Source organism: Rhodomicrobium sp. Az07, from assembly GCF_018619475.1.
Lineage (GTDB): Bacteria > Pseudomonadota > Alphaproteobacteria > Rhizobiales > Rhodomicrobiaceae > Rhodomicrobium.
Genome location: NZ_JAHFZG010000013.1, coordinates 34250 through 54546 on the forward strand (window position 1 = coordinate 34250; position 20297 = coordinate 54546).

Consider the following 20297-nt stretch of genomic DNA (forward strand, 5'->3'; position numbering starts at 1 on the left):
TTCCGGCCGCAAACCGGCGGTGAGGCTTAAAGAGCCGGGCAGCTCGGCACGACAGCCGTGGCGTCCGTCTTCTTGATGTTCTCGCAGGCGAAGTTGCGGAGCGGTTCGGGCAGGTTGGCGTTGATCTCGGCCCAGTAAGGCAGGTCGCCCTTCGTGGTGTAAGAGGCGATGAGCCAATAGGCTGCTACGGCGATGACGGCGAAAAGAACCAATGAGACGATGGTCTTGAGGAAACCCATGGTGGAACTCGCTTGTCCTGAGTGTGAACGGTTGACGAGCCGCCCGCGACGCCCGTCAGACGAAGGTCAATCGCGCGACAGCCGTTTTTTTACGCATGTTGCGGCGTCGTACTGCTTGCCGCTGCGGCCATGCGCGAGGCTCTTGTTAGATCCGTATTGTGACTGTTTGTATGCGGACCGGCGGCGAGCTAGGACACCGGCTCGGGGCGAATTTTAGGCAAATCCTTGCCTTTGCGACTCTTTGACCGGAGCTACGGCGCGTTTTTCACCAGCAGAGCGATAAAAAAGCCATCCGTTGTGTGACGCGCGGGCGTGAGAAGAAGCCCGTAGCCCTCGCCGGCATAGGCCGTCTCGATGGTCTCGCCCAAAACGTCCCTCGCGCGGCGGGCGACGTCGACAGCCTCGAAACCCGGCGTGCGGGCGAGAAACGCCTCGATCTGGCGCTGGTTCTCTTCCGGCAACACCGAACAGGTCACGTAGGCGAGTGTGCCCCCCGGCTTCAGAAGGTTCGCGGCGATGTCGAGGAGCGCCGATTGAGTCGCCACGCGCTCATCGAACTGCGCGGGCGAAAGCCGCCACTTCGCATCCGGCTTGCGCCGCCAAACGCCCGTACCTGTGCAGGGCGCGTCGACCAGGACGAGATCCATATGCCCCGCCAGCGCATCGAGCCCCGCCGCATCTCCCGGCTGAAGCGTCTGCACGTTGCGCGCACCCGCTCGCTTCAACCGCTCGAAGATGGGGCGAAAACGCGTCGCGTCCGCATCGTAGGCGTAAATCTGGCCGGTATTCTGCATATGCGCCGCGAGCGCCAGCGTCTTGCCGCCCGAGCCCGCGCAGATGTCGGCCACCTGCATGCGCGGCTGCGCGTCCGCGATGAGCGCCGCGATCTGGCTGCCTTCGTCCTGAACCTCGAACCAGCCCTTGCCGTGCGCCGGGTCGGCCTCAACGTTCGGATTGCGCGCGCCGCCCTCGCGCGGCGGTAGCCGCACCCCGATGGGAGACCACGGCGTTTCAACGGCATGATGGCGGTCGAAGGCCTTCAGCACCTTGTCGCGCGTGGCCTTCAGCGTGTTGACCCGAAGATCGACGGGCGCGCGACGCGCCAGCGCCTGCCCTTCCTCCACCGCACGCGCGCCGAAGGCTGCGGCAAACGACGTGGAGAGCCACTCGGGATAGTCGCCCTGAATGTGGTCCGGTGCGTTGGAGATGTCGGTCCTGCCGAGGCCGCCGACTTCTGCGGCCGTTAGCGGCTCCGGCGCGTGCAGGTCGCCCGAACACAAGGCCGCGATGTCATCGGTCGTCAGATCCCATGAGCGACGCAGCGCCGCCAGCGCCACGGCGCGCGGCTCATCGCTGTCCATGAGAAAGGCCAGCGAGCCCTTCCGCCTCATGCTGTCGTAGACAAGGTTGCCTATCCATGCGCGGTCCCCCGACCCGGCGAAGCGGTGGGCACGCCCCCAGTCGGCAAGCGCAACAGACGCAGGTCTGCCGCGATCCCTGATCTCGGACAGGATTTCGATCGCTGCTTGAAGTCGAGCGCCGGGCTGCATGCGGTCCCCTGGTCGATTTGTGTTCGTCGGCAGGGGGGAGATTTGCCCATAAGCAAATGGGGAACAAGGAAAAATCGGCGCTTCGGGAAAAACTTTGGGCTTATGAGCGCGTCAGCGGGGCGTGCGCGCCGAAGCCCGGCGGGGCAAGCAGCCCGAAGAAAGCAAAAGGCAATCCCTTTCCGATGCTTACACGAACGAGACTTTCCCCGGAAGAGGGCGTCCCGTTACGTCGCGCCATCACATGCAAGCGGCCTAGACGTCGACCCAGCCGGAAAGCTCCCGCTTGATGATGGTCGTCAGCGCGTCGATGCTCTCGTTCGAATCGTTCAGGCATGGCAGGGCAGCGAATTTCTCGCCGCCGTTTTCCATGAAGATCTCGGCCCCCTGAATGCCCATTTCTTCCAGCGTCTCAACACAGTCCGACGAGAAACCGGGCGTCATCACAGCCACGCGTTTCACGCCCTTCCGCGCAAGGTCGGCAATGGTGTCTGCGGTGTAGGGCTGAAGCCACTCGGCCGAGCCGAAACGCGACTGGAACGTGAGCAACAAGCGGCTTTCGGGCCAGCCCAGGGCATCGCGAAGCAGCCGGACCGTTTTCGCGCAATGGCAGTAATAGGGGTCGCCATTGTCGGTGTAGGATCGCGGCAGACCGTGGAACGACGAGATCACCACCTCAGGCTCGAAATCGAGCGCCGCAATGCGAGCCTTCGTCGATGCAGCAAGCGCATCGATATAGTAAGGGTCTTCGAAATAGGGAGGCACGACGCGAATGGTCGGCTGCCAGCGCATTTCCTTCAGCGCGTCGAACGTCTTGTCGCAGGCCGTGGCGGTGGTCGCCGCCGAATACTGGGGATAAAGCGGGAAAATCAGGATGCGGTCGCAGCCCTTTTCCTGAAGCACTTCAAGCCGCGACTTGATGCTCGGATTTCCATAGCGCATCGCCCAGTCGACTTCGATGCGCGGGTCGCGCGCGAGAACGGCGCTGCTCTTGTCGCACTGGCTGCGCGTGATGGTACGAAGCGGCGACTCATCGCGCTCGGAATTCCACACCGAGCGATAAGCTTCCCCGGAGGTAAAGGGTCGCTTGGTAAGAACGACCATGTTGAGGATCAGCCACCAGACCACGGAATTGGCCTCGATCACGCGCCGGTCCGACAGGAACTCCTTGAGATAGCGCCGCATGGGCCAATAACCCGTGCCGTCGGGCGTACCGAGGTTGATGAGCAGAACCCCGATGCGGCCGTAATTCACAAGTGGATGGTCGGCAGGAGCCGCCAGCGGAGCGCGCGCCACTCCCCAGAAGCGCTGCGGCATAAAATTCATGATCCTGCCTCCCACCTGCTTTCGCGATCTGACGCCGCAACTTTCGTGCTCATTTGCGTTCGCAAACGAAATACTCGAATAGCGCGTCGATCGCAGCCTGTCATCCTACCTACGTCTACACGTGCCCCAAAAATAATCGATTTTTCGTGACCAGTGGCGAAAATGCGTACCCGTCGGAAATAGATGGTAATCCTCCCGGCGTTCGCAAACGCAGGCTCAACAATATGTTAGTACCATTTTGCCGCAACTTAGGCTGACGTCGCCTTTCTTAATCCGCCTATGCAACGTCTTGTTAATCGGCGCCATCGCGCAAGGCCGTAATTCGCCGCATCGACCGAATCAGCGCCAGTGTTCCGCGATCCAGGGCGTCGGCCTCACCTGCTTGTAGAAGACATGATACCAACGGTCGCGCGGCCACTTTCCTACCACCGCCTCGTCCGGGTCGGGCTTGCCGGTGAAGGCCACCACCTTTGTTCCGTCCGGCAGCGGCGGCGTCTTGATGAAATTGAACGGCCATGTCGGAATCAGGCTGTGCTTGAAGCTCTGGCACCATTCATCCGGCCAGAATTCGATGTCGGCGATTTCGCGTGAGATGAAGGTCTGGCTGTTCCGGTACTTGCCGAAATAGCGATCGAAGTCACTCATCAGGCGGTCGTAGAGATAGGTGTGGCCGCCAACCGGAAAGCGGTAAACGGACGTGTTGCCGATGCGCTCCCCCGGTTGCGTCCAGTTACGCGCCACGCAAAAATGCCCCGGCTTGTAGTCGAAAAATTCGTCGAGACCACCGGTAATGACGACGTCGAGGTCGAGGAACAGCACCTCGCCCGAAATCCCTTCCAGTTCCTTCTGCCAGAGCGAAACCTTGCGCCAAGGCAGCCAGCGCTTGCTCTCGGGCAGTTCGATATAAGGGAGCGGGTAGGTTTCCACGCCTTCGTCAATGCCGTCGACATCGTCTGTGTAGCACACGAAGCGGGTCGGGCGCGCGGTGTGTCGGCGGATCATCGAATCAAGACGGTTGACGTAGTCCGGGCCGTAACGCTTGCCCCACTTCATGGAGATGATCGTCTGGCTCATCGCTTCGATTATCCGTCGCCGGGCGGAAGCCCCATTGTTCCGGCGCTTATAGACCGGCCCCGCAAGGCTGTCACCTGCCGTTCTTGCTTCTGTGCGCGAGGGGCGCGCGCTTGTGCGAGCGGGTTGCGTCGGCTAGAGATGCGGTCTGCCCACCAGCCTGTCGAAAGGCACCGATGAAAATCCGGGGATCATATAGTCTGACAGGCCTCGTCTTCGCCGGCGCGACCCTTATCGTGGACCAGGTTCAGAAGGCGTGGACGATCGCATTCTTCCAGAGCGGCGAAACCGCGAAAGTGACCGTCGCGCCGTTTTTCGACATCGTGCTCGTGTGGAATCGCGGCGTATCCTACGGGCTTTTCAAGCAGGACAGCGCCGCCGGCCAATGGCTCCTGATCGGGTTCGCGCTCGCGGCAGCGCTCGTGCTGTTCCTGTGGCTCGCGCATATGCAAACGCGGCTTTCGGCGGCGGCGGTCGGCCTCGTCATCGGCGGGGCGCTCGGTAACGCCATCGACCGCATGCAGTATGGCGCCGTCGCCGACTTCTTTTCATTCCATGTCGGCTCATTCTACTGGTATGTCTTCAACCTCGCCGACGTTGCCATCGTGGCGGGCGTGGGCGCCCTCCTTTACGACTCGTTAAAATCAAGCCATAAAGAAGCCGGAAACCGAGCCTAACGCTCGATTCTGACGGGAAATCGGGGGCGGTGAACCATGTTCGCATCGCGAAAAGGCGTGATTGGCGTATCGGCGGCGTTTGCGCTTGCCGTGGTTCTTGCCGGCTGCGGCGATGGCGGGCCGGATCTCGAAATCAACGCGCCCCTGCTCGATGCGGCTGGCGTAAACGTCAAGGAAGCCCTTCTCGGCAAGCCTGCTCCCGAGCCGAACCTTCAGGAACGCGCTCCTCTCGTGGTGCCGCCCGCGCATGCGCCGCTGCCGGTTCCGGGCGAAGCGCCGCAACTCGCCGCCGCGCAGGCCTGGCCGACCGATCCCGAGGAAGCCAGAAAGCAGGCTCAGAAAGACGCCGAAGCCAAGCGCAAGGAATATTGCAGGAACGGCGAGTGGACTAACGACAAGGGCGACATCGACCGGTTCAACAAGAACGTCAATCAGGACAGCCGTTGCCGTCCGGACTGGATCTCGCGCGCCATCGGCACGACGAAGGACGAAGACGAGAACAAGGGCAAGAGGGTTCAGTAGCCGCGCGATCTGCCCGGTCACCTACGGCGGAAACGGCACGTTGCCCGATCTTGGCGAGGCCGGGATTGCCCGGAAACGTCGCCGATGTTCGAGAGAAGCGGGCTCTTTGCGACGTTTGCGGGTTTGCCCTCGCTTTTCTTTGCTTGAGAACGGCTGCTTTTCAGGGCGACGGGATTGCGCGACATGCGCCAATTCGCCTATGAGATGGCATGAACATTTTCCAGAATTTTGAAACGCGAATTCGCGGCATCCTGCGCGGCATGCAGGCCGAAGGTGCGCTCCCCGAGGATGCCCCGCTCGATAGCTTCGTGGTCGAGCCGCCGCGTCAGGCGAGCCATGGCGACCTCGCGACCAATGCCGCCATGGTGCTGGCAAAGCCTGCCCGCCAAAACCCCAAGGCCCTCGCGGAAGCCATTGCCGCGAAGCTCGCGCATGAGCCCGACGTCGAAAAGGTCGACATCGCCGGCCCGGGCTTCATCAACCTCACGCTGAAACCGGCGATATGGGGCGACGTGCTTCGCGCGGTCCTGGCTCAAGGCGCCGACTACGGACGAAGCACGCTCGGCGGCGGCAAGGCGGTCAATGTCGAATACGTCTCGGCGAACCCCACCGGTCCGATGCATGTCGGCCATACGCGCGGCGCGGTGTTCGGCGATGCGCTGGCGAGCCTGCTCGACTTCGCAGGCTTCAAGCCCGCGCGCGAATATTACATCAATGACGCCGGCGCGCAGGTGGATGTGCTCGCGCGTTCGGCGCATCTGCGCTACCGCGAGGCGCTTGGCGAGGACATCGGCGAGATTCCGGCGGGGCTCTATCCGGGCGACTATCTGAAGCCCGTGGGCGAAGCGCTCGCCAAGGAGTTCGGCGACACGCTCAAGGGCGACGAAGCCGAATGGCTACCAAAGGTGCGGGAACGCACCATCGCCGCCATGCTGGATCTGATCCGCGACGACCTCGCCTCGCTCGGCATCTCGCATGAGTTGTTTTTCTCCGAGCGCTCGCTCACCGCGAACGGCGAGGACAAGATTGCCGAGACGATCGAATTCCTGCGCGACAAGGGTCTCATCTATGAAGGTCGCCTCGCGCCCCCCAAGGGCAAGCTGCCCGACGACTGGGAGGACCGCGAGCAGACGCTGTTCCGCGCGACCGATTTCGGCGACGACGTCGACCGCGCGCTCAAGAAGTCGGACGGCTCCTACACCTATTTCGCTGCCGACATGGCCTACCACAAGACGAAGATCGAGCGCGGCTTCAGGGCGCTCATCAACGTGCTCGGCGCGGACCACGGCGGATACATCAAGCGGCTCACGGCGGCTGTGAAGGCGCTGTCGGATGGCAAGGCCGATGTCGACGTGAAGATCTGCCAACTCGTGCGTCTCTTCCGCGGCGGCGAACCCGTGAAGATGTCGAAGCGCGCGGGCTCGTTCGTGACGCTTCGCGAGGTGGTGGACGAGGTCGGCGCGGGGCCGGTGCGTTTCATCATGCTGACGCGCAAGAACGACGCGACGCTCGACTTCGACTTCGAGAAGGTGCTCGAACAGTCGAACGACAATCCGGTGTTCTACGTGCAGTACGCCCACGCCCGCGCCTCTTCGGTTCTCGGCAAGGCGCACGAGGGCTTCCCCGATATGGATCTGTCGACCGATTCGCTCGCGAAAGCGGACTTTTCGCTGCTTGTCGACGACGCGGAGGTTGCGCTGATCAGGAAGCTCGCGGAATATCCACGACTTGTTGAGCAGGCCGCCCAAGCCCATGAGCCGCACCGGGTGGCGTTCTATGCTCATGAAATTGCAGCGTTATTCCATAGTCTATGGGCGCGAGGCAAAGAACTGCCACATTTGCGTTTCATGGTTCCCGCAAGCTCGGACATTACAATGGCGCGAATGGCGCTTATAACGGGGACCGCGCTAGTATTGCGCTCTTCTTTGAAGTTGCTCGGTGTAGAAGCGATTTCAGAAATGCGTTAGTCCTGCTCAGGTCCGTGAACTTGCGAAGATGGAGGGCAATCGTTCGATGTCTACGAATGACGATTCGGCATCGCGGCGCGGACGGAATCCTGTCGAGGGGGAGAGGCGAAACCCCGCTCAGGAACGCGACGAAAGATGGGAGCAATCGTCGCGCGATCCGGCTTCCGGCGGGTATCCCGAGCAGCGCGGCCGTGAGCCGCAGCGCCCGGCGTTCTCGAATTTCAGCCGCCACGCTTACGAGCAGCCTCGCCAGGTTCCGCAGCCGCCCGCACCGCCGCCGTTCCCGCCCCGCAACGAGCCGCCGCGCTTCGCCGACCAAAATCCGGCCAGCTATGTGCCGCCGCCATCGCCCTATGCGCCCGAGCCCGGCCCGCTCGACTATCGCAGGGATCCCGGCGACGATCTTTTCATGAGGGACACGCCGCAGTTCGAACCGGCGCCTATTCCCGCGAAAGGCCCCGTCTATCAGGACGATCTTTACGAGCAGCCCGTCCAGCGCCAGCAGGATCCTTACGCGAATCTGCCGGTCCGTCAGGCGCCGCCCGCGCCGCAGCCGCCTGCCCCGCGTGAGGACGACGCCGCCTATTACCAGCGTGAGACGCGCTCGCCGCTCGACGACTACGATCAGGGGTTCGCCGCACAGGAAAGGCAGGCCTCGCGGTTCTATTTGCCGGAGGATCAGCCGCAAGCGCAGCCACCGCTGCCGCCACGGAGTGTGCAGCCGGAACGCGGTTTTTCACCGCAGCCGGATCGCGGCTATGCCGCGCAACCGCCAAAAGCTCCGGTCGACCGTGGATTTGCGCCGCAGCAAGGCGCGCAGGTTGATCGCGGTTACGCTCCGCAGCAGCCTCAAGGCTTCGCGCAGAACGCTTATGCCCCGCAGGACGAATACGGCGCACGTTTTCCCTCTCAGGGTGGATGGGCCGACGATGCAGGTGGCCATGGGGACGACCTCGGTCGTCATAACCCTCACGCCGACGAACTGGACGAGGATTTCTTCGCGGATGAGGATGAACTCGAACAGGCTCATGCGCCTGCCCGCAAACGCAGCCGGAAGCTTTTCGTGGCCGCCGCGCTTGTCGGCGCAATGACGATTGGCGGCGGCGGAGCGTATCTCTACAAGTCGATGAGCGGTCCGGCAGACGAGGCGGGTGTCATCCGCGCCGATAATAGTCCGCTGAAAGCCGCGCCCGAGAATCCCGGCGGAAAACAGTTCCCCAACGGCGAAAAGACGATTTACGACCGGCTGACGCCGGACGGGCAGGTGCAGGCGGCTTTCGCGGCTCCGGCGGCTCCGCAAAATTATGCGTCCGCCTCCGCAAGCGGCGGTCAGCCGAATTCACTTGAGGACCGCATCGACGAGGCATTGCGGAAAGCCCAGCGCAGCGGCGATGCGCCGCAGATGTCTGCTCCCGTGGGCCGCAGCCCCGACCTGCCGACGGTGGTGCGAAGCGAGGTCTACCGGCCCGACGGAACCCGCGTCGACACGAACCGCTCCTCCGCGCCGAGCATAGCCAGCGCGGCCAGTGGCGAGTTGCCGCCGCCGTTCGGCAACGGACCGCCGTCTTTCCCGGCCACTCAGGCTGTGCCGTCTCCGGCGCCGGCGGTCGCGCCGTTCCGGACCGGCGCCGTGCCAACGGCTCCCGCCCCCGTCACCCGGTCAGCCTCTTTGACGCCCTCGACGGCTTACGCAACGCCACCTCCGGCGGGTAGTTTCTGGGTGTCGTTGAAATCGGCGCCGGACGAGAAGGCGATCCAGCGCGATATCCCGTTCCTGACCGGCAAGTTCAAGCGGGCCCTTGGCGATGTGCCGGTTCAGGCGAAGATTGCCGACCTCGGGGCGAAGGGCGTTACGTTCCGTGCTGTCGCGGGTCCGCTCGGCACGCGCCGGGAAGCCATGGAGTTGTGTCAGAGAATTAAAGGCATCGGCGGCGACAAATCGTGCTTTGTAACTAACTAGTGGTCCGATTCCGACATTTGCATCCGTTTGCAGCGGGACACAAATGTCAAATTCGCTCCACTAGACGCTGAAGCAGTCGCGCCTCCAATAGGCTCTGGTTGCTGGTTCGGTCCGGTCTTCGTTCAGGCGGTTATCTATTGCTCGCTGGCCCATGCATCAGCGCGCGACAGCTTCGGAGCGGGAGCATTTTCAGCGCGCCGCCCACGGCATGACGGGCACAGTGGAAATCGAGTTTTGCGGCGAGCCGTCGATCAGCTTGTCGCTGATCGCCACATACACAAGCGTGTTCCGCTTCCTGTCTACCGTTCGGTAGACGTGCGTCTTCTTGAAGAATATGGACGTGCGATCCGAATAGACTTCCTCGTTCTCGCCGAGCTTTCCGAGGTCTGCCGTAATCGGTCCGATCTGGCGGCAAGCAATGGAAAAGCGGCTTGGATCTTCCGCAAGTCCGATCGTCCCACCGAGGCCGCCTGTCTTCGCCTGCGCGATGTGGCAGGCCACGCCGGGCACCTTCGGGTCGTCGAAGGCACTCACGCAAACCTTGTCGTTCTTGCCGATGAGTCGGAATGTCGTGCTGATACAGCCGATTTCGTCGGCCTGCGCGCCGCCGCCGCCGAGCGCCGTCAGCGCCAGCATCCAACACACCCGAAGTTTCCCGCCCGGACTTCGTTTCATGCCCAACCTCCCGCGCCCATGATCGATGTCATATCGGTGGCCTCTGGCGGAATGAAAAGGAGCGGTGCGATTGTCCGGCTCCGATGCACTCAAGTGCCGCTTATGCCGCCTGCGTTACGCCGCTTTCCCTTTCGGCTCGGTCGCGGCTGGGGCGAGAAAGGGCGAGCGCCCCAACTAGAAAGACCGAGCGTCGGCGACCGGCAGCGCTTCGAGCAGCGCGTCGAGCGTCCTCAGCGTCGAGAGGTCCGCGCGCCCATCCACCAGCGCGGGCCGGAAATGGCGCTGAAACGCCCTCACAACAGTTCGCGTCACGTCATCGTAATCGCCCGTGACATCGATGCCGTAGCCATAGGCCGCGAGCTTCTCCTGCAACTCGCGCACGGCGCCGCCGCACGATCCCGTGTCGAGCGCGCCGCCCTCCACAATCGGCGCGGGCTCCACCCAATGGCCGATGCCGCCGAGCGCCAGCCACGCCCAGTTGAACTTCTCGCCGGGGTCTTCCTTGCGGGCGGGCGCAATGTCCGAATGGGCGAGCACGTGACGCGGCGCGATCCGGTTGCGCGAAACGATGTCGTGGCAGAGATTCTCGACGGCCAGCATCTGCGGACGCGTGAAGTCGGGATAGCCGAGGCCATGGCCGGGATTGTGGATCTCGATGCCGATGGAACGGGAGTTCACGTCGTCGCGGCCTTCCCACATGGAGAGGCCCGCATGCCAGGCGCGCAAGCGTTCCGGCACGAGTTGCGTGATCGCGCCCGCCTCGTCCACGACGTAATGGCAGGAAACGCCCGACTCGCGAAGCGCGAGCCAGCGGATGGCCGCCTCCGCGCTCTCCATGCCTGTATAATGCAGGATGAGGATATTCGGGCTGGAGCAGCCGCGCCGCTCCTCGCGATTTTCGGCGGCAACGATGCGGGACACGAGGCCGGAGTCCGGCTGAAATGCGGTCTGGATTTCGGATGTCATGCTGGTGATACGCTACGCTTCCTTGTTTCGCCGGTCGCGCGTCTCGCTCTATGGAAGGGGATGACGGGATTGCTTGATCTCGTCATAGGCCGCGTTGATGGCGGCGAGTTTCTTCGTGGCGATCTCGACGAACTCGGGGGGTACGCCGCGCGCGATCAGCTTGTCCGGATGATTTTCCGCAACGAGCTTACGATACTTCGCCTTGAGGTCCGAGTCCGAGATATCCGGCGACACCGACAGGACTGTATAAGGATCGTACAGCTCGCAGCGGAAGTGCCGCCCGCGAACGCCCATGTAGTCCATGTGGGTGAAGCCGAATTCCTTCGCCACGTCGGCGAGGAACTGATCCTCGGCGGGAAGAAGCTGGCCGTCGGAGATGGCAATATGGAACAGGCCGTCGAGCACATCTTCGAGCAATTGCCGGTCGTTGCGGAGCAGGCGGCCAAGCTGGCGCGCATACATCTCGAAGCCTGCGACGTCTTGCTTCGCGAGATTGAAGACGCGGGCGACGTTATGCTCCTCGCCCGGCGGGATCTTGAATACTTCCTTGAAGGCGCGGATTTCGCTGATCGTGACGACGCCATCGGCCTTCGCCATCTTCGCCCCGAGCGCGATCACGCCCATGGTGAAAGCCACCTGCCGGTCGTGTCCCGAATCCGAGAGGGTGCGATCGACCGCATGGCCCGCCACGCCGCCGAACAGCGCGCCAAGCGGCCCACCGAACGCGAGGCCCGCCGCCGCTCCGGCAAGTTTTCCCCAAATTGACATCGTTTCGGATCCAGCCGCCAAGGCAAAGTTGCAGCAGCGACTTTATCCGAAATCGGTTTGAAAGAGAAAGGGGATAGCGCCGCAGCCGCTTTTGCAGTCTATCGCGTTTCTCGAAGATCCCAAACCTTCGGTCTCCTGTCGTGCGCATGCCGGTTTCGACGCGCCACCAAATTTACATCGCCTGGCCAAAGCTCTCGTCCGCGCGTTCATCATTAAGCAGCCCGCCGCAAAGTGCCACGGTTACGCCCCCCTCTCCTCGTGTATGTTGCCCAAAATTTCAGCAGTGGAAGGGTCGCATGAGCAACCAACTCAAATACGTTCTCGACGAAACGCAAATCCCGAAATTCTGGTACAACCTCACGGCCGACCTGCCTGTGCCTCTGCCGCTCGTGCTGCATCCCGGCACGAAACAACCCGCCGGTCCCGCCGATCTTGAGCCGCTGTTTCCGATGGCGCTCATCCTTCAGGAAGTTTCGACCGAGCGCGAAATCGAGATTCCCGAGCCGATCCGCGACGTCTATCGCATGTGGCGGCCGTCGCCGCTCTACCGCGCGCGCCGCCTCGAACAGGCGCTCGGCACCCCCGCCAAGATCTACTACAAGAACGAGGGCGTCTCGCCCGCGGGTTCGCACAAGCCGAACACGGCCGTGCCGCAGGCCTGGTATAACAAGGAAGAGGGCATCCAGCGGCTTTCCACCGAGACGGGCGCGGGACAATGGGGCGCGTCGCTCGCCTTCGCGGGCGCCTTGTTCGGCATTGACGTGACCGTGTTTCAGGTCCGCGTGTCCTTCGACCAGAAGCCTTATCGTCGCGCGCTGATGGAAACCTACGGCGCACGCTGCATCGCCTCGCCGTCGGACCGGACTGAGTCGGGGCGCGCCATGCTCGCGCAACACCCGAACAGCCCAGGCTCGCTCGGCATGGCCATCTCCGAAGCGGTGGAGATCGCGGCCAAAGATCCGGCGGTGAAATATGCGCTCGGCTCTGTGCTGAACCATGTGATGCTGCATCAGACGATCATCGGCGAGGAGGCCATCAAGCAATTCGAGATGGCGGGGGACGATCCGGACATCGTGATCGGCTGCACGGGCGGCGGCTCGAACTTCGCGGGCATCGCGTTCCCGTTCCTCGGGCTGCAACTGCGCGGCGGCCGCAAGCGGCGCATCATCGCCGTGGAGCCCACGACCTGTCCCACATTGACGCGCGGCCGATACGCCTACGACTTCGGCGATACCGCACACCTGACACCGCTCATGAAAATGCACACGCTCGGCTCGACGTTCATGCCGCCCGCGACCCATTCCGGCGGTCTGCGTTATCACGGCATGGCGCCGATGGTTTCGCATGTCTACGAGCTGGGGCTGATCGAGGCGCGCGCCTATCACCAGAGGACATGTTTCGATGCGGGCGTGCAGTTCGCGCGCTGCGAAGGCATCGTGCCCGCGCCGGAGTCGACCCACGCCGTGCGCTGCGCGATCGATGAGGCACTGCGGTGCAAGGCGGAAGGCAAGGCCGAGACGATCCTGTTCAACCTGTCGGGTCACGGCCATTTCGACATGGGGGCTTACATCAACTACTTCGAAGGCCGGATGATCGATCAGGATTACGACGAAGGCGCGCTTGCGACGGCCCTTTCCAAGCTGCCCGCCGTGGCCGCTTAAGCGCTTGAGAACAGCCCGCGGCATCAACGTCATGCCGCGGGCGCACTTCCTCAATCGCCGCTGGCGCCGGGGGCTTGCCGCTGGCGCTTGACTTCGCTCCGCTTCGATTTGCCCGCGAGCCGCCGCTGCTTGGAACCGAGCGTCGGCCGCGTCGGTCGGCGGACGGGGCGCTCGATGGCGGCCTGCCGGATCATTCGGACGAGCCTGTCGACCACGTCCTTCCGGTTTGCCTCCTGCGTGCGGTAGCTGCCGCCCGTCAGCACGATCTCGCCATCCTTCGTCAACCGCGATCCGGCGATGCGTTCAAGACGAAAGCGCACCGCGTCGGGCAGGCTCGGCGAGCGGCGTGCATCGAAGCGCAGTTGCGCGGCGGTCGAAACCTTGTTGACGTTCTGACCGCCGGGGCCGCTCGCGCGGATGAACGTCACGGCGATCTCGCCCTCGTCGAGGTCGATCCTGTCCGTTATCGCGATCATCCCAATCCCGCCCGCGTCGTCTGTGATGCTTTGTCGCCCGAAATGGCGCCCTTGCTTGTAGCTTATCCTCAATGCCTTCGATACGGGTTATCGGGCGAGCGCGATGGCGGATTGCTCGCGGCGCGCGGTTCCTCATTCAACGAGGCGCGCAATTGGAAGGACCATTCCCGGCATGACGGTGGAAAAGACATATCGCGGCCCATGTCCCTGCGGGAGCTTGTTAAGCTACGCGCTGTGCTGCCAGAAATTGCACAATGGCGAACCGGCAGCCGACGCCGAAGCGCTGATGCGGTCGCGATACACCGCGTTCGGGCTGAAACTTCAGGATTATCTGCTCGCAACCTGGCATGCGAGCACGCTCCCCACGGATCTGGACGTCGAGGCGTCCGCGCGTCGCTGGCTGGGCCTGAAGGTGATGCGCCACGAGGTCACCGGGCCCGACACGGCCGATGTCGAATTCACCGCACGCTACAAGGCCAAAGGCCGCGCTTGGGAAATCCACGAGACAAGCCACTTCGTTCGCGAGGACGGACGCTGGTTTTACGTCGACGGCGACTTCGAAAAGCAGCCGTGATCCCAGATGGCGCGAGAAAGACCTCGCGCCCGCTGCCAGGCGCCGCGCCGTTTACGCCGCAAGCTTCGACTGGACGGCGGCAACCAACGCGCGCGCGTTGAACGGCTTCGCAAGCACCACCTCGCTTGCCGCCCCGAGCTGCTCCGTGACTGCTTCCGGATGAGCGGTGATATAGATGACGTCGGCGTGGATCTGCTCGCGGATTGCGTTCACCACATCGATGCCAGTCTCATCCCTGAGCCGATAATCCGCGACGATCAGCTTCGGGTGAGACAAGCCCACGATCCGCAAAGCTTCCTCGCGATTCTTGGCGATGCCAGCGACCGAGAGGCCGAGCGTCTTGATGATCTTCTGGAGATCGAGCGCGATCATGGCCTCGTCCTCGATGATCAGGACAGCGGGCTTGGGGCGCAATTCCAGAAGCGAAGAAACGTAATGCCGCCGAACGGCGGTTTCCGTCATCTCCATCACTTCGGCCACGTCGACGAAAGAGAATCCCATGACCGCGCGAAGCGCGACGATCTGGCGGCGCTGGTACGGAAGCTTCAGCAACTCGGCACCGATACCGCAGCCTCCACTGAAGCGCACGTCAGCCTGAGGCGCTCTCGAAGCGGAAGCTTCGTTCACGAATTGGTACAGCCGAAATCTTGACGATCCCCCGTTCCGGGCATGGGCCTCCAGAGCTTCGGCAACGGCAATGTGGCTCAGTTGCCGGTTCCCCAGTATGCAGGAGGCATAGCGATAAATATTTTTTATTAGTTCGTTGGAAAGAGCTTCGCCCATTATTGAACGATCCTCGCTAATCATCCCAAGCATCGGCTCGGCCGGTGCGGAACCGCCCGCACTCGTTGCGACGCTGGTGCGCCGCTACGAATCCGATTCGAAACTGCGCCGATATAGCGATGACATTGAGTCGCGGCGTTTTCAGAGCATGTCGCAATGAAACAAATGTAAGCGGCAGAGCATCGAATTGCCGACCATACTTGAGATGACGGTGCAGGAGAAGCCGAAAAATTTAATCGACTAATGCCCGTTACCCTCTTGTCCGAAAAAAAGCGCCGGCGTCAGGGCAAGGGAGCACCCTGAGCGACCGGCGATAGAGTTTCCCGTTCCAACTTGGGTCACGACACGCCCATCCGACCATCCCGGCTTGCGCGGCGTAACAGATTTGGAAGCAATTTGCGTGCCATGCATCCTCGCATGCCATATCGCCCCTGCCTCTCGCCGCGACGAACCGCCCCATTTTTGCAGCACCCCGAGAAAACGGACTTTGCGACGGCGCATTTGCCGCTATCGGCGAATTGTCGACGGGAGCAGCGCCCTCGAAGCGCCCTGCACTGCCGCGTCTCAACGAACCGACGCGAGTGGGAGTGCGCAAAAAGCGCGCACGCCGCCGAACAACAGAGCAAATTCTGATACGCTCGACGCGTCTTTTTGAGCCGGTGCGAAGATTAACGCCAATTGTAAGCTCCCTTTGTGGCGGTCGCTACAAGTAGCGCGCAGATCGCTCGCGACCCGAGGCGCCGCAAATCGGTGTGAATCGGCCCGGCTTGTTCCGGGCTGCGCCGAATTAATCGAGTTTCACAAGCGATTGCAATGTGTTGCTCCTCTCATCCGTGGGCCGCTGCATACGCTTTTGGCGCGCTCTCCGGGGAGAAATCGCAAGGCCAAAAGGTTACCGAATCGTGCTTTGAACATATTGTCTTGCAAATTCAATACTCGGAAGTTAGGCTTCACGAAATTAACGTAGATGTAATCTTTAAATAAAATTGGATTAAAAGCTTTAATAAATCTATATTGTGGTGGTCATACTTAGATCACATTTCGATTCAGGAAATGAAGCTTGAGCCTGTTCTTCCCATGACTTGGGACAGCTTCGAATCGCCACCTGGCGTGAGCGCTGGTCTGGCGTAGTTTACAAGGAGTGAAGATGCAGTATCGTTTAGTCTGCGTGCTGGTTAGCGCGATAGCCCTTTGCCTGGCGTCCCTTCAAGGCGCCACCGCTAAAAGCCGCGATGCGCGCGGCGCGGTTGAGAAGGAGAACGCGCTCGCAGCGGAGTTCGAAGGCAAAGGCATGAAGCTCGGCTCTCCCGTCTTCATCCGGATTTACAAGCAAAGCTCGACGCTGGAACTCTGGGTCGAGAAAGGCCCGCGCTACGAACTCTTCAAGACCTACGGCATCTGCAAGTTTGCGGGCGGCCTGGGCCCGAAGATGTATGAAGGCGACCGCCAATCCCCTGAAGGTCTGTACCGCGTGGAATGGGATGACCTGATCGGTCCAAACCCCCGTTGGCATCGCGCGATGAACATCAACTATCCGAACGCGTTCGACAAGATGAACGGCCGCAGCGGATCGAGCATCCTCATTCACGGAAAGTGCTCGTCGATCGGCTGCTTCGCCATTCAGGATGCGAATGTCGAGGAAGTTTACGATGCGGTTCGCGCTGCTCTGCGGGGCGGGCAGGCCCATGTGCCGGTTCTAGCGCTGCCCTTCCGCTTTGCGAAATATGCGCCGGAACTCGAAGATACGCGCAAGCTGAACGAATTCTGGTCCGATCTTCGCCGCGCCGACATCCTTTTCGACCGCGACCGTCTTCCGCCCATGGCCTATGTCTGCGACAACCGCTATTATTTCGCCGACCGCCGTGGCGACAAGGCTCGCCGCGCGGTTCAGCTTCCAGGCTGCAAGCCGCTCGAAAAGCCGCGTTCAGCTCCGCGTCAGGACGAAGCCAGCAATGCGTCTGACAACATCAAGCCCGTGGCCATCGATCCGCAGGGTCGGCCCGAAGCTCCGTCGGCCATGCCGACCATGCCGACGCTTCACAAGGTTTCCAATGATGGCGCTCCGAGCGGCAACCATGTCCTGAAAGCCGCGATCAGCAGCAAGATTTGCCCGCTGAAGTTCCCGCATTGCAGGCAGCACGCGAGCGCGCATGTGCGCTTCGCCAAGCTGACGATCAAGGCAAGCGCCGAGAGAACGGAACGCTGATTGGCGGCTACAGCATCGTGCCGCAAATCTGACGCGGCACGACGCTGTAAGTTTCCGGTGTCGTCAGCTTCTCTGCGTCGAAATCGAGTCCGATTTAACGCAGGCCGATCGAAACAGACAGGGCCAGAGCCCCGCGCGATTGCGGATCTCTGGCACGGAAAGAGCGCTCGCCGAATATGGCCGGGCGCTTTTTTCATGTCCGCCAGCGTTTCACTCGTAAGCCGCTCCCGTGACATCGCGTGAACCGAGCGGCGCGGGAAATGCAAGAGCTATGCGGGGGCTCAGGAAACGACCTTCACACGCCACAGATACGAAATCGGCGCGAGGACCGCTCCGCGCGCAGCAAACCGTTCCGGCCGGAACGGTTTGATTTGACGGATGGAGCCGGATTCACCGATCGACTCGATCGGTTCCGGCTCCGGGCCGACATCCCAGCCCGTACGGCCCGCATACCACCTGCGTGAACCGCTTCAACCGCTGGCGCAAGGCGGGTGTGTGGGACCGACTTCTCGACGCGATTTCAAAGGCTTACGACGACAACATCAAGCTCATGCCGAACCGGAAGAAGCGTCCGGCCTTCTCGGCCTGGCCTTACCGCCAGAGAAACGCCGTCGAGCGCTTCTTCAACAAACTCAAACTTTCCGCGCTATAGCAACCCGATACGACAAGCGCGACGACAATTTCCTCGCATCCGTCAAGCTCGCGTCAGTCCGCATCTGGCTGCGGGCTTACGAGTCGGTGACCTAGAGACGAATTCACCGATCAGGTCGGGTCAACCGATCGGATCCGGCTCCAGGGGCGGGAGCGCATGTTCACACGTCCAGCGTGACATGAAATTCGAGTGCAACCCGTGCAAAGACCCCGGTTACGCTGTGCGCTTCCGAAAAATCACCTTTTCCATATGTAACCTGAATACCACAGAGCGCTCAAACATAGCCTCCTATGCCGATTTTCATCCGAACAGGTGATGCAGGGGCCGGATCCCCACGCTATCAATCACCCATACTTGGTTTGTAAGCACCAATCCGTAATAACGATCCGTTTTGCAGAATAGTGCTCGGGTAACTCCGGAATTAAACGGGGTTACCCGAGTATATCAATCGGGCAGCGCCACGGACGCCGCTGGAATCTCCCCAGCGGTTTTTCACAAGCGATGTTGCGACGCGGTCGGAGAAAACCCAACCGGGCAACAGGTCCATCGCTCTTGCGATGACGCTGTCGATATTCGAGACACCGCCGCCGAACACGATGATGTCGGGGTCCAGAATATTGACAACCGAAGCGAGCGCCTTCGCCATTCTTCTCGAATAAGTTTCCAGAGCGGCAACCGCCGCCGCTTCTCCCGCGTCGGCTCGCTCCGCGATCATCCTCGCGTCGACGGTCTCGCCCGAAAGGGCCGCATACTGGCGCTGGAGCGCCGGGCCGCTCAGGAAGGTCTCGATACAGCCGCGCTTGCCGCAATAGCAAGGCTCGCCCGGCCATTCGTCGGTGTCGGGCCAGGGGAGCGCGTTGTGACCCCACTCGCCGCCGAGCGCGTTCAGCCCCAGATGCGAGCGCCCCTCGATCACGATCCCGCCGCCGACGCCCGTGCCGATAATCACGCCGAAAACGGCGCGATAGCCCGCGCCCGCTCCATCCGCCGCCTCGGACAGCGCGAAACAGTTCGCGTCGTTTTCGACGACGCAAGGCAAGGAAAGGCGCGCCTGGAGATCGCGATGCAGCGGCTTCCCGTTGAGCCATGTCGAGTTTGCGTTGCGGACCAGTCCGGTAGCGGGCGAGAGGCTCCCCGGAATGCCGATGCCGACGCCGGCGATGTTCGCCCGCGGCAAGCCATCGATGCAACGCGCGACGAGAGCCGCAATCGCGTCGAGCGTGCCTTCGTAGTCTCCGCGCGGCGTCGCGATCCGCAAGCGCTCGCGCTCATCGCCGTCGGGCGACAAGGCAAGCGCCTCGATCTTCGTGCCCCCGAGATCCACCCCAACCCGCCACATGGCAAGCACCCTCGGCTGAAACCCCGGCGCCCACGCGCGGGACGGCTTGAAGCCTATCTTGCGACGCTCGCCGCCGCGATGACCTTTTTCGTATCGGCGATCGTTTCAAGCACCTGCTGCGATCCGTTGCGGGTGCCGATCACCGTCTTGCTCGCCGGGTTGTGCAGGCCGGGAATGGCGCCCGTGATGTCGGTCACCTTGTTCGCGACGAGGTAGATCGTGTAGCCGTTTGGCGCCGTCAGCTTCATCAAGGGCGATTTCTTGCTCACCTCGCCGACGAGGGCATCGAGCGGCGCGGCGATGAACATGCGGTTGTTGCCGAAATCGACGATGGACGAGCCGTTCGGCTCATCGGACGCAAACGAGCGCCTGATCCGCCAGATGTCGGAGAAGAGCACCGTTTGCGGGCCGCCCTCGCGCAGATTGACGGTCATGCTCTCGGCGCCGATCGTGGTGATCTTGCCGGGATAGTTGCGACCGATGATATTGGTCGGGCCACGCATCGGCTGGCCGAAAAAGCCCTGCGCGATTGCGGCTTGTGGTATCGGCGTCGTCCCGGCGATTGCCGCCACGGAAGCGAGCCAGAACGCAAAGCGAAATTTCATCCGTCCCCTCGATCCGTCCGCGCGAAACGCGGCTGGAATTTGCAAACAGGTCGATACCTTGAACCAGGGCGCCCGGCGCCGCTCCCGCAACTTGCACTCTCACACTTTCGAAACAGACGCCACGCGCAACCGGCACCGTCAACCGCACATAAAAGCGAAAAGACGATCAAAAGGTGACGCGCGACCGCAAGCATCTTCGCTCAACCGCTTTTCAGCAGCGTCAATCTAACGCGCGTGTCTGGCCGAAGGCTGATCGGACTGCCGACGCCGCGCTTGGGGAAAC

Annotated in this window: 18 protein-coding genes and 1 pseudogene; 8 read left to right on the plus strand and 11 right to left on the minus strand. The window is 62.2% G+C overall.

Going from position 1 to position 20297, the window contains the following annotated elements; translation table 11 throughout:
* Positions 1 to 26: 26 nt before the first annotated feature.
* The 4 genes from KKP04_RS10725 to KKP04_RS10740 all read right to left on the minus strand — a co-directional run bounded on the left by KKP04_RS10725 (position 27) and on the right by KKP04_RS10740 (position 4186).
* A complete protein-coding gene (locus KKP04_RS10725) occupies positions 27 to 239 on the minus strand; it encodes a hypothetical protein (protein WP_215030743.1) in 213 nt (70 codons plus the stop codon).
* A gap of 251 nt (positions 240 to 490) precedes the next feature.
* Complete coding sequence (locus tag KKP04_RS10730) at positions 491 to 1789, minus strand: RsmB/NOP family class I SAM-dependent RNA methyltransferase (protein ID WP_215030746.1); 1299 nt, start codon at positions 1787 to 1789, stop codon at positions 491 to 493.
* 252 nt (positions 1790 to 2041) lie between these two features.
* On the minus strand, positions 2042 to 3112 hold the full coding sequence (gene hemH, locus KKP04_RS10735) for a ferrochelatase (protein ID WP_215030749.1): 1071 nt from the start codon (positions 3110 to 3112) through the stop codon (positions 2042 to 2044).
* Between the two features lie 339 nt (positions 3113 to 3451).
* Positions 3452 to 4186, minus strand: a complete 735-nt coding sequence (locus KKP04_RS10740; protein WP_215030752.1) for a hypothetical protein — start codon at positions 4184 to 4186, stop codon at positions 3452 to 3454.
* 173 nt (positions 4187 to 4359) lie between these two features.
* On the opposite strand from KKP04_RS10740, the gene lspA reads away from it, so the two are divergent.
* From lspA to KKP04_RS10760, 4 genes are all read left to right on the plus strand, one after another.
* Positions 4360 to 4860, plus strand: coding sequence for a signal peptidase II (gene lspA, locus KKP04_RS10745; protein ID WP_215030754.1), 501 nt, complete (start codon positions 4360 to 4362; stop codon positions 4858 to 4860).
* A gap of 36 nt (positions 4861 to 4896) precedes the next feature.
* Positions 4897 to 5382: a hypothetical protein gene (locus KKP04_RS10750; RefSeq protein WP_215030757.1), complete on the plus strand. Its 486-nt coding sequence runs from the start codon at positions 4897 to 4899 to the stop codon at positions 5380 to 5382.
* A 209-nt stretch (positions 5383 to 5591) separates the two neighbouring features.
* A complete protein-coding gene (gene argS, locus KKP04_RS10755) occupies positions 5592 to 7349 on the plus strand; it encodes an arginine--tRNA ligase (RefSeq protein ID WP_215030760.1) in 1758 nt (585 codons plus the stop codon).
* Between the two features lie 46 nt (positions 7350 to 7395).
* Positions 7396 to 9309: a hypothetical protein gene (locus KKP04_RS10760; protein WP_215030763.1), complete on the plus strand. Its 1914-nt coding sequence runs from the start codon at positions 7396 to 7398 to the stop codon at positions 9307 to 9309.
* A gap of 189 nt (positions 9310 to 9498) precedes the next feature.
* On the opposite strand, the gene KKP04_RS10765 is transcribed toward KKP04_RS10760, so the two are convergent.
* From KKP04_RS10765 to KKP04_RS10775, 3 genes are all read right to left on the minus strand, one after another.
* The gene (locus tag KKP04_RS10765; RefSeq protein ID WP_215030766.1) at positions 9499 to 9984 is read right to left on the minus strand and encodes a CreA family protein; all 486 of its coding nucleotides are present in this window, start codon (positions 9982 to 9984) and stop codon (positions 9499 to 9501) included.
* A 174-nt stretch (positions 9985 to 10158) separates the two neighbouring features.
* Complete coding sequence (locus KKP04_RS10770) at positions 10159 to 10950, minus strand: N-acetylmuramoyl-L-alanine amidase (RefSeq protein ID WP_215030769.1); 792 nt, start codon at positions 10948 to 10950, stop codon at positions 10159 to 10161.
* A 48-nt stretch (positions 10951 to 10998) separates the two neighbouring features.
* Positions 10999 to 11718 carry a TerB family tellurite resistance protein gene (locus KKP04_RS10775; protein WP_215030772.1) on the minus strand — a complete coding sequence of 240 codons (720 nt, stop codon included), beginning with the start codon at positions 11716 to 11718 and terminating at the stop codon, positions 10999 to 11001.
* Positions 11719 to 12014: 296 nt separating this feature from the next.
* Between KKP04_RS10775 and KKP04_RS10780 the strand changes: the two genes are divergently transcribed.
* The gene (locus KKP04_RS10780) at positions 12015 to 13379 is read left to right on the plus strand and encodes a TrpB-like pyridoxal phosphate-dependent enzyme (RefSeq protein WP_215030775.1); all 1365 of its coding nucleotides are present in this window, start codon (positions 12015 to 12017) and stop codon (positions 13377 to 13379) included.
* 50 nt (positions 13380 to 13429) lie between these two features.
* On the opposite strand, the gene arfB is transcribed toward KKP04_RS10780, so the two are convergent.
* Positions 13430 to 13855, minus strand: coding sequence for an alternative ribosome rescue aminoacyl-tRNA hydrolase ArfB (gene arfB / locus KKP04_RS10785; RefSeq protein ID WP_215030778.1), 426 nt, complete (start codon positions 13853 to 13855; stop codon positions 13430 to 13432).
* A gap of 172 nt (positions 13856 to 14027) precedes the next feature.
* On the opposite strand from arfB, the gene KKP04_RS10790 reads away from it, so the two are divergent.
* Positions 14028 to 14429: a YchJ family protein gene (locus KKP04_RS10790; protein ID WP_215030781.1), complete on the plus strand. Its 402-nt coding sequence runs from the start codon at positions 14028 to 14030 to the stop codon at positions 14427 to 14429.
* A 51-nt stretch (positions 14430 to 14480) separates the two neighbouring features.
* Here the strand turns inward: KKP04_RS10790 and KKP04_RS15760 are convergent, their stop codons facing one another.
* The gene (locus KKP04_RS15760; RefSeq protein WP_215030784.1) at positions 14481 to 15056 is read right to left on the minus strand and encodes a response regulator; all 576 of its coding nucleotides are present in this window, start codon (positions 15054 to 15056) and stop codon (positions 14481 to 14483) included.
* Positions 15057 to 16359: 1303 nt separating this feature from the next.
* Here KKP04_RS15760 and KKP04_RS10800 point away from each other — a divergent pair.
* Both KKP04_RS10800 and KKP04_RS10805 read left to right on the plus strand, forming a co-directional pair.
* Complete coding sequence (locus KKP04_RS10800) at positions 16360 to 17418, plus strand: murein L,D-transpeptidase family protein (protein ID WP_215030787.1); 1059 nt, start codon at positions 16360 to 16362, stop codon at positions 17416 to 17418.
* A gap of 430 nt (positions 17419 to 17848) precedes the next feature.
* Positions 17849 to 18165: pseudogene (locus KKP04_RS10805) on the plus strand (hypothetical protein); the annotation flags it as partial.
* Positions 18166 to 18491: 326 nt separating this feature from the next.
* Here KKP04_RS10805 and KKP04_RS10810 read toward each other — a convergent pair.
* Both KKP04_RS10810 and KKP04_RS10815 read right to left on the minus strand, forming a co-directional pair.
* On the minus strand, positions 18492 to 19409 hold the full coding sequence (locus tag KKP04_RS10810) for an ROK family protein (RefSeq protein WP_215030790.1): 918 nt from the start codon (positions 19407 to 19409) through the stop codon (positions 18492 to 18494).
* Between the two features lie 53 nt (positions 19410 to 19462).
* Positions 19463 to 20014 (minus strand): hypothetical protein, encoded by a 552-nt coding sequence (locus tag KKP04_RS10815; protein ID WP_215030793.1) that lies wholly within the window; start codon positions 20012 to 20014, stop codon positions 19463 to 19465.
* Positions 20015 to 20297: the final 283 nt, after the last annotated feature.